6 protein-coding genes are annotated in these 7,165 nt (G+C 75.2%); 2 read left to right on the top strand and 4 right to left on the bottom strand.

What is annotated here, in order from left to right; translation table 11 throughout:
- Window positions 1–47: 47 nt before the first annotated feature.
- Entirely contained in the window at window positions 48–428 is a 381-nt protein-coding gene (locus ACI79B_RS21275) for an FKBP-type peptidyl-prolyl cis-trans isomerase (RefSeq protein ID WP_456929985.1), read from the bottom strand.
- Between the two features lie 117 nt (window positions 429–545).
- Here ACI79B_RS21275 and ACI79B_RS21270 point away from each other — a divergent pair, with 117 nt between their 5' ends.
- Entirely contained in the window at window positions 546–2,255 is a 1,710-nt protein-coding gene (locus ACI79B_RS21270) for a glycoside hydrolase family 13 protein (protein WP_456929984.1), read from the top strand.
- On the opposite strand, the gene ACI79B_RS21265 is transcribed toward ACI79B_RS21270, so the two are convergent.
- On the bottom strand, window positions 2,218–3,642 hold the full coding sequence (locus ACI79B_RS21265; RefSeq protein WP_456929983.1) for an MFS transporter: 1,425 nt from the start codon (window positions 3,640–3,642) through the stop codon (window positions 2,218–2,220). The genes ACI79B_RS21270 and ACI79B_RS21265 overlap by 38 nt on opposite strands.
- 127 nt (window positions 3,643–3,769) lie before the next feature.
- Here ACI79B_RS21265 and ACI79B_RS21260 point away from each other — a divergent pair, with 127 nt between their 5' ends.
- A complete protein-coding gene (locus ACI79B_RS21260) occupies window positions 3,770–5,011 on the top strand; it encodes an MFS transporter (RefSeq protein ID WP_456929982.1) in 1,242 nt (413 codons plus the stop codon).
- A 48-nt stretch (window positions 5,012–5,059) separates the two neighbouring features.
- Here ACI79B_RS21260 and ACI79B_RS21255 read toward each other — a convergent pair whose 3' ends face one another.
- Both ACI79B_RS21255 and ACI79B_RS21250 read right to left on the bottom strand, forming a co-directional pair.
- Window positions 5,060–5,554, bottom strand: coding sequence for a hypothetical protein (locus ACI79B_RS21255; RefSeq protein ID WP_456929981.1), 495 nt, complete (start codon window positions 5,552–5,554; stop codon window positions 5,060–5,062).
- Between the two features lie 204 nt (window positions 5,555–5,758).
- Window positions 5,759–7,015, bottom strand: a complete 1,257-nt coding sequence (locus ACI79B_RS21250) for an acyl-CoA dehydrogenase family protein (protein ID WP_456929980.1) — start codon at window positions 7,013–7,015, stop codon at window positions 5,759–5,761.
- Window positions 7,016–7,165 lie beyond the last annotated feature (150 nt).

Below are 7,165 nucleotides of genomic sequence, written 5' to 3'. Positions count from 1 at the left end.
CGTGCCCCGCCCCGACCGGGGGCGGGGCACGACCGCACGCGAGGGGCTCAGCGCACGCCGACGAGGTCGACGACGAAGACGAGCGTCGCGCCCGGCTTGATGACGCCGCCGGCGCCGCGGTCGCCGTAGGCCTTGTGCGGGGGGATGGTCAGCCGGCGGCGGCCGCCGACGCGCATGCCCTGGATGCCCTCGTCCCAGCCCTGGATGACCATGCCGACGCCGAGGCGGAACTCGAGCGGGTCGCCCCGGTCCCAGGAGGCGTCGAACTGCTCGCCGCCGTCGTGGGTGACGCCGACGTAGTGGGCGCTGACCAGGTCGCCGGCCGTGGCCTCGGGGCCGTCGCCGACGACGAGGTCCTCGATCACCAGGTCGTCGGGCGCGGGCCCGGTGGGCGGCTCGACGTCGGGTCGGCTCAGGGGCTCGGCCATCGGTCCTCCTCGGATCAGGGGTGCCGGGGGGGTCCCCGACGGGTCCCGGCCATCCAATCAGCGCGCTTCCCGGGCCGCGCGGGTGCGGACCGGGGCCAGGGGTGCTGGGCTGGTCGGGTGACCCCCGCTGACGCGCCGTGGTGGACCCGTGCCGTCGTCTACCAGGTCTACCCGCGCTCGTTCCAGGACTCCGACGGCGACGGGATCGGCGACCTCGGCGGGGTCCTGCAGCGGCTGGACCACCTGGCCGACCTCGGCGTCGACGTCGTCTGGCTCTCGCCGGTCTACCCCTCGCCGCAGGCCGACAACGGCTACGACATCAGCGACTACCAGGACGTCGACCCGCTGTTCGGCACGCTGGAGCAGCTCGACGAGCTGGTCGCCGGGCTGCACGCCCGCGGGATGAAGCTGGTGATGGACCTGGTGGTCAACCACACCAGCGACGAGCACCCGTGGTTCGTGGAGAGCCGGTCGTCGCCGGACTCGCCGAAGCGGGACTGGTACTGGTGGCGCCCGCCGCGGGCGGGCCTGGCGCCCGGCGACCCCGGCGCCGAGCCGACCAACTGGCACGGCTTCTTCTCCGGCTCCACCTGGGAGCTCGACGAGGCCAGCGGCGAGTACTACCTGCACCTGTTCGACCGCAAGCAGCCCGACCTGAACTGGGAGAACCCCGAGGTCCGGCAGGCGGTCTACGCGATGATGCGGTGGTGGCTCGACCGCGGGGTCGACGGGTTCCGCATGGACGTCATCAACCTGATCAGCAAGGACGTCGGCCCGGACGGCGAGCTGCACGACGGCCCGCCGCTGCCCGGCCTGCCCTACGGGGACGCGACCGCGTCGGTGGTGTGCGGCCCCCGCATCCACGAGTTCCTGCAGGAGATGCACCGCGAGGTCTTCACCGGCCGGCGCGAGCAGCTGCTGCTGGTGGGGGAGACGCCCGGCGCGACGGTGGAGGACGCGCTGCTGTTCACCGACCCGGCGCGCGCGGAGGTGGACATGGTCTTCCAGTTCGAGCACGTGGGCCTGGACTTCGAGGGCTCGAAGTTCTCCCCGCGGCCGCTGCGGATGCGCGATCTCAAGGCCTCCTTCGGCCGCTGGCAGACGGGCCTGGCCGACGTCGGCTGGAACTCCCTCTACTGGGACAACCACGACCAGCCGCGGGCGGTGTCCCGCTTCGGCGACGACTCGCCCCGGTACCGCCGGGACTCCGCGACCTGCCTGGCCACGCTGCTGCACCTGCACCGCGGGACGCCCTACGTCTACCAGGGCGAGGAGATCGGGATGGCGAACTTCCCGTTCAGCGACCTGGCGCAGTTCCGCGACGTCGAGTCGCTGAACCACCACGTGCAGGCCGTGGCGCACGGCGCCGACCCCGACGAGGTGTTCGCGGCACTGCGCCGGATGAGCCGGGACAACGCCCGCACGCCCGTGCAGTGGGACGCCTCGCCGAGCGCCGGGTTCACCACCGGGACGCCGTGGCTGGCGGTCAACCCCGACCACGTCGAGTGGAACGCCGCCGCCCAGCGCGACGACCCGGCCTCGGTCTTCGCCCACCACCGGCGGCTGATCGCGCTGCGGCACGAGGACCCGGTGGTGGCGCTGGGGCACTTCACGATGCTGCTGCCCGACCACGACGAGGTGTACGCGTTCACCCGCAGCCTCGACGGCGACACGCTGCTCGTCGTCTGCAACCTGGGTGGCAAGGAGCAGGACCTCGCCGGCCTGCTCCCCGAGACGGTCGGCGCGGAGGTCGTCCTCGGGAACCTGCCCGAGGACGACCCCGCCCTGCTCAGGCCCTGGGAGGCCCGAGTCCTGCGCCTGCCGTAGGCAGTCCGTCTCGCTCCCCGGCCCCGTCCAGGGCCCCGCCCCGAGCCTGCGAGGGGTGAGGAGGACGGGGTCCTCCGTGTGCGCCCTCCGGCTCGCTGACCGACTCGAGCTCCACCGGCTCCTCGGGCTCCGCCGGCTCCCCGGCGGGGACGTCGAGCGGGTGGGCGATCTCGTCGGCCGGCAGCCGCCAGTACAGGATCGCCGCGACCGCCAGCAGCGGCGGCACCAGCCCGGTGAGCAGGAACGTGCCGGTGAGCCCGACGACCTCGCTGACCGGCCCGGCCAGCGCCATCGACAGCGGCATGAACGCCAGCGAGACGAAGAAGTCGAGGCTGGACACCCGGCCGAGCAGCGCCGGCGGCACCCGCCGCTGCAGCAGCGTCCCCCAGATGACCGTGCTCGACTCGAACGCCGCGCCCAGCACCCCGGCCGCGGCGATCATCAGCCACAGCGACGACGTCCAGCCGAAGACGACCATCGGCACGCAGCCGAAGCCCCACAGCAGGTTCATGACCGTGAGGTAGCGACGCGGCAGCCGCAGCGAGGCGACGACCGCCGACCCCAGCGCGCCGCCGATGCCGAACGCGGCCAGCACCCAGGCGTGCTCGGTCGGCCCGCCGCCGGTCTGGTCGCGGATCGCGAAGGGGACCAGCACCTCGAACGGGCCCATGAACACCAGCACCATGAGCGAGGCGAACAGCAGCGTCGCCAGCAGCCACGGCGTGCGGACCATGTAGGCGACGCCCTCGCGGACGTCGGCGAACAGGCCCGAGCCGACCTCGTCGCGGCGCACCGGCAGCGTCGGCAGCGCCGCCACGCACGCGGCCGAGAGCGCCGAGGTCAGCGCCGTCGCGAGCAGCGCCGCGCCGGGTGAGAACGCGCCGACCAGCACGCCGCCGGCGGCGGGCCCGATCGCCATCGCCAGCGCCGGGCGGACGACGCCCTCGAGGCCGTTGGCGGCGAGCAGGTCGCCGGCCGGGACCACGCTGGGGACCAGCGCCGAGTAGGCCGGGTAGTACAGCCCCATCGCGACGCCCTGGGCCAGCGCGGCCGCGGCCAGCGGCCCGAGTGCCAGCGCCCCGGCCAGCGACAGGACGGCGACCAGCCCGACCGCCGCCGTCTGCAGCAGCGCGACACCGAGCAGGATCTGCCGCTGCGGCACGCGGTCGGCCAGGGCGCCGCCGAGCAGCGTGCTGGCCAGCATGCCGCCGGCGGACAGGGCGGTGGCGGAGGAGAGCGCGGCGGGCCCGCCGCCGAGGTCGACCACCTGCCAGACCAGCGCGACCGTCCACAGCCCCTGGGCGAGCAGCGAGAGCCCCATCGAGGCGGCCAGCAGGCGGTAGTCGCGGTGCCGCAGGGGCGCGAGCGCGCGCGGCAGGCCGGCCATCTCGGGTCCTCCTCGGGGGTCGGCGCCCCGTCGGCGCCGTCGGCCCCATGCTCGCCGACGGGGCCGACAGCAGTCAGCCGGATTACCGGGAGAGCGCAGGAACGGTCGGCGCTACAGTCCCGTCCCCGTGGGCCGGGTGGTCGAGGCGGTGCTGCCCGCCCGGATGGGGACGTCGTTCCGCTGGCTGGTGGCGTCGTCGTGGGTGAGCAACCTGGGCGACGGCGTGGCGCTGGCGGCCGGGCCGCTGCTGGTGGCCGCCCGCACCCAGGACCCGCTGCTGGTCGCGCTCGGCGCCCTGCTGCAGCAGCTGCCGTGGCTGCTGTTCGGCCTGCACGCCGGCGTCCTGGCCGACCGGGTGGACCGGCGGCTGCTCGTCGCCGCCGTCGACCTGGCCCGCGCCGGGGTGCTCGCCGTGCTGGCCGCCGCCCTGTTCACCGGCGACGTCGGGCTGGTGCCCGTGCTGGCCGCGCTGTTCGTGCTGGGCACCGCCGAGGTCTTCGCCGACACCGCCGCCGGCACCCTGCTGCCGATGGTCGTCGACCGGGCCGACCTGGGCATCGGCAACGCGCGCCTGACCGCGGGCACGCTGACGATGAACCAGCTCGCCGGGCCGGCCGTCGGGGGTCTGCTGTTCGTGGCCGGCGCCGCGTGGCCGTTCCTCGCCCAGGCGGTGCTCGTGGCGCTGGGAGCGGTGCTCGTCGCGCGGATGCGGGTCCCGCCGCCGGAGCGGCCGGCGCGGCGGGGGCGGATCGGCCGGGACGTCGCCGAGGGGCTGCGCTGGACCTGGGGTCACCCCGCGGTGCGGACGCTGACCGTCACGATCGTCCTGTTCAACGTCACCTACGGCGCCGCCTGGTCGGTGCTCGTCCTCTACGCCGACCAGCGGCTGGGCCTGGGCGCGGCCGGCTACGGCCTGCTCACCACGGTCGGCGCGCTGGGCGGCCTGGTCGGGACGGCGTCCTACGACTGGCTGGAGCGGCGCGTCGGCATCGCCACGCTCATGCGGGTGGGGCTGCTCCTCGAGACGCTCACCCACCTGGTCCTGGCGCTGGCCACCACGCCGTGGGTCGCCGCCCCGGTGCTGTTCGTCTTCGGCGCGCACGCGTTCATCTGGGGGACGACGTCGCGCACGGTCCGGATGCGTGCGGTGCCGGCCGGGCTGCAGGGCCGGGTCGGGAGCCTCTACGCGATGGGCGTCTTCGGCGGCATCCTGGCCGGCCAGGCCGTCGGCGGGGTCGTCGCCCGGGCCTGGGGCGTGACCGGCCCGTTCTGGTTCGCGTTCGCCGGGTCGGCGGTGCTGCTGGCGCTGATCTGGCGCGAGCTGGCCCACGTCGCGCACGCCGACGCCGCGGTTCCCGCGGCCGGGTGACGCTCGTGCTCTGCACACACCGGTGTGCAGAGCACGAGCGTCGTGGCATCAGGCCCCGGGCGCGAAGACGATCCGGAAGCCGCCGTCGACCGGCTCCACCTGCCAGAAGACGTCCCCGGAGGTACCCGCCACCGCGGGCTCGCCCAGGCCGGTCTCCGTCGGCTCCGCGGCGGGGGCGGCCGACGCGTAGTGCGCCAGGACGTCCTCGGCGGCGAGGTCGGAGGCGTAGTTCGCGTACTCCTGGCTGCCGTCGGCCGTGCCGCCGGTCTCGCACAGGGTCGACCCCTCCGGCGGCTCCGGGAAGCCGGCCGGGACGGACTCGACGTCGGCGATGTCCGCCCCGCCGGCGACGGCCAGCGGGAACGCCGCCAGGCACTCCTCCGGCACGTCGGGCGCGGCGCCGGCGTCCCCGGCCGTACCGGCGTCCTCGGCCGCGGCGGCGAGGTCGTCGAGCTCCCCGCCGCCGCAGGCGGACAGCAGCAGGGCGGAGCCGAGCAGCGCCCCGGCGAGGGCACGGCGGGCGGTCGGACGGGTGCGGGACACGGTTCTCCTCGGGCGTCGTCGGGCCCCGGGCGGACGACCGGGACCGGCCCGCGGGCGCCGCCCGGCGGGCGGTCCGGCTGCGGGCCGCGCGGGACCGTAGAGGAGGGACGCCGTCCCGTCAGCCCCTCCTCGCGCGGGACCTCCGGCCCCCTCGCAGGGGCCCGCCGCGAGCGTGCGAGCGGCGGGGGGCGAGGGGGTCCTTCGTCACGTGAGCGGTGAGCGGGGCAGCAGGCGGTCGCTGATGATCCGCTTCTGGATCTCGCTGGTGCCCTCGAAGATCGTGGTCAGCCGGGCGTCGCGCCAGTGCCGCTCGACCTGGCGCTCGGTGGTGTAGCCGTTGCCGCCGTGCAGCTGCATGGCCTGGTTGGTCACCCGCACCGCCATCTCGGTGGCCTCAAGCTTGACCATCGAGGCCTCCTTCTCGCAGCGCACGCCGAGGTCGATGAGGTGGGCGACCTGCCGGTAGAAGGCGCGCGCCTGCTCGATCTGCGCGGCCATCTCCGCGACGGCGAAGCGCAGCGCCTGGAAGTCGCCGATCGGGTGGCCGAACTGCTCGCGCTCCTGCAGGTAGACGATCGAGTCCTCGAGCGCGGCCCGGGCGAGGCCCACGGCGCGGGCGGCGGTGTGCACCCGCGCGGTGTTGAGGAACTTCTGCGCCTCGGCGAAGCCGGCCCGCCGGGCGGCCTCGCCCTGCTCGTCGCTGGCCGCCGCCTGGTCGACGACGTTCTCCCGCGGGATGCGCACGCCGTCGAAGACCAGGTCCCAGGTGAGGAAGCCGTGGTAGCCGATCTTGTCGATCGGGGTGCCGGTGAGCCCGGGCGGGAACGCGCCGCGCTCCTTCTCCAGCAGCAGGTTGACCAGCCCGGCGGAACGGGACTCCCCCGGCTCGGGGTCGCGTTCGCGGACGAGGACCTGGATGAAGTCCGCGGCCTCGGCGTTGCCGCACCAGCGCTTGTGCCCGGTGACCACCCACTCGTCGCCGTCGAGGACCGCCCGGGTGGAGACGCCGGCGAGGTCGGAGCCGGCGTCGGGCTCGGACAGCGCGATGGCGCCGATCCACTCGCCCTTCGCGCTGCGGCGCAGCAGCTCCCCGCGCCGCGCGGGGTCGGCCACCGCCGTCCCGAGGCCCTGGGAGCGGGCGAGGATGCTCGCGCTGCTCATCCAGGCGCGGGCCAGCTCCTCGGAGACCGTGCAGTACTCGAAGACGCCGAGGCCCAGGCCGCCGTGCTCGGCCGGCACCGTGATGCCGAACCAGCCGAGCTCGGCCATCCGGGCCAGCAGCGCCTCCGGGAGCAGCCCCTTCTGCGGGTCGAGCTCGTCGGCGACCGGCAGCACCTCGTCGTAGGCGAACCGGCGGGCCTGCTCCTGCAGCGCCTCGCGCTCGGGGGTGTGCCACGGCGGCAGCAGCGCGGGCGGCTGCGGCTCGAGCAGGTCGGCGGGGCGCTCCTGGGTCGACGTCATCGTCGTGGGCCTCTCTCCGTCGCGGTCGGGGGTCCTCGCTCACCATGCGCGCCGGACTCCTGACCTGCACGGCGCGCCCGCGGGAGCGTGACCGAGCACACGCCCGCCCCCCGGATCGCACAAACACTTCACAGACCTCACAGGTTGCTG

It is taken from the genome of Geodermatophilus sp. SYSU D00879 (assembly GCF_054050375.1).
Note: the sequence above shows the minus strand (reverse complement) of the source record. Positions and strands in the feature narration are given on the sequence as shown.

Excerpts from the sequence above, each read along its gene's own strand:
- ACI79B_RS21275 (WP_456929985.1), bottom strand. The coding sequence starts at position 428 with ATGGCCGAGCCCCTGAGCCGACCCGACGTCGAGCCGCCCACCGGGCCC.
- ACI79B_RS21265 (WP_456929983.1), bottom strand. The coding sequence starts at position 3,642 with ATGGCCGGCCTGCCGCGCGCGCTCGCGCCCCTGCGGCACCGCGACTAC.
- ACI79B_RS21250 (WP_456929980.1), bottom strand. The coding sequence starts at position 7,015 with ATGACGTCGACCCAGGAGCGCCCCGCCGACCTGCTCGAGCCGCAGCCG.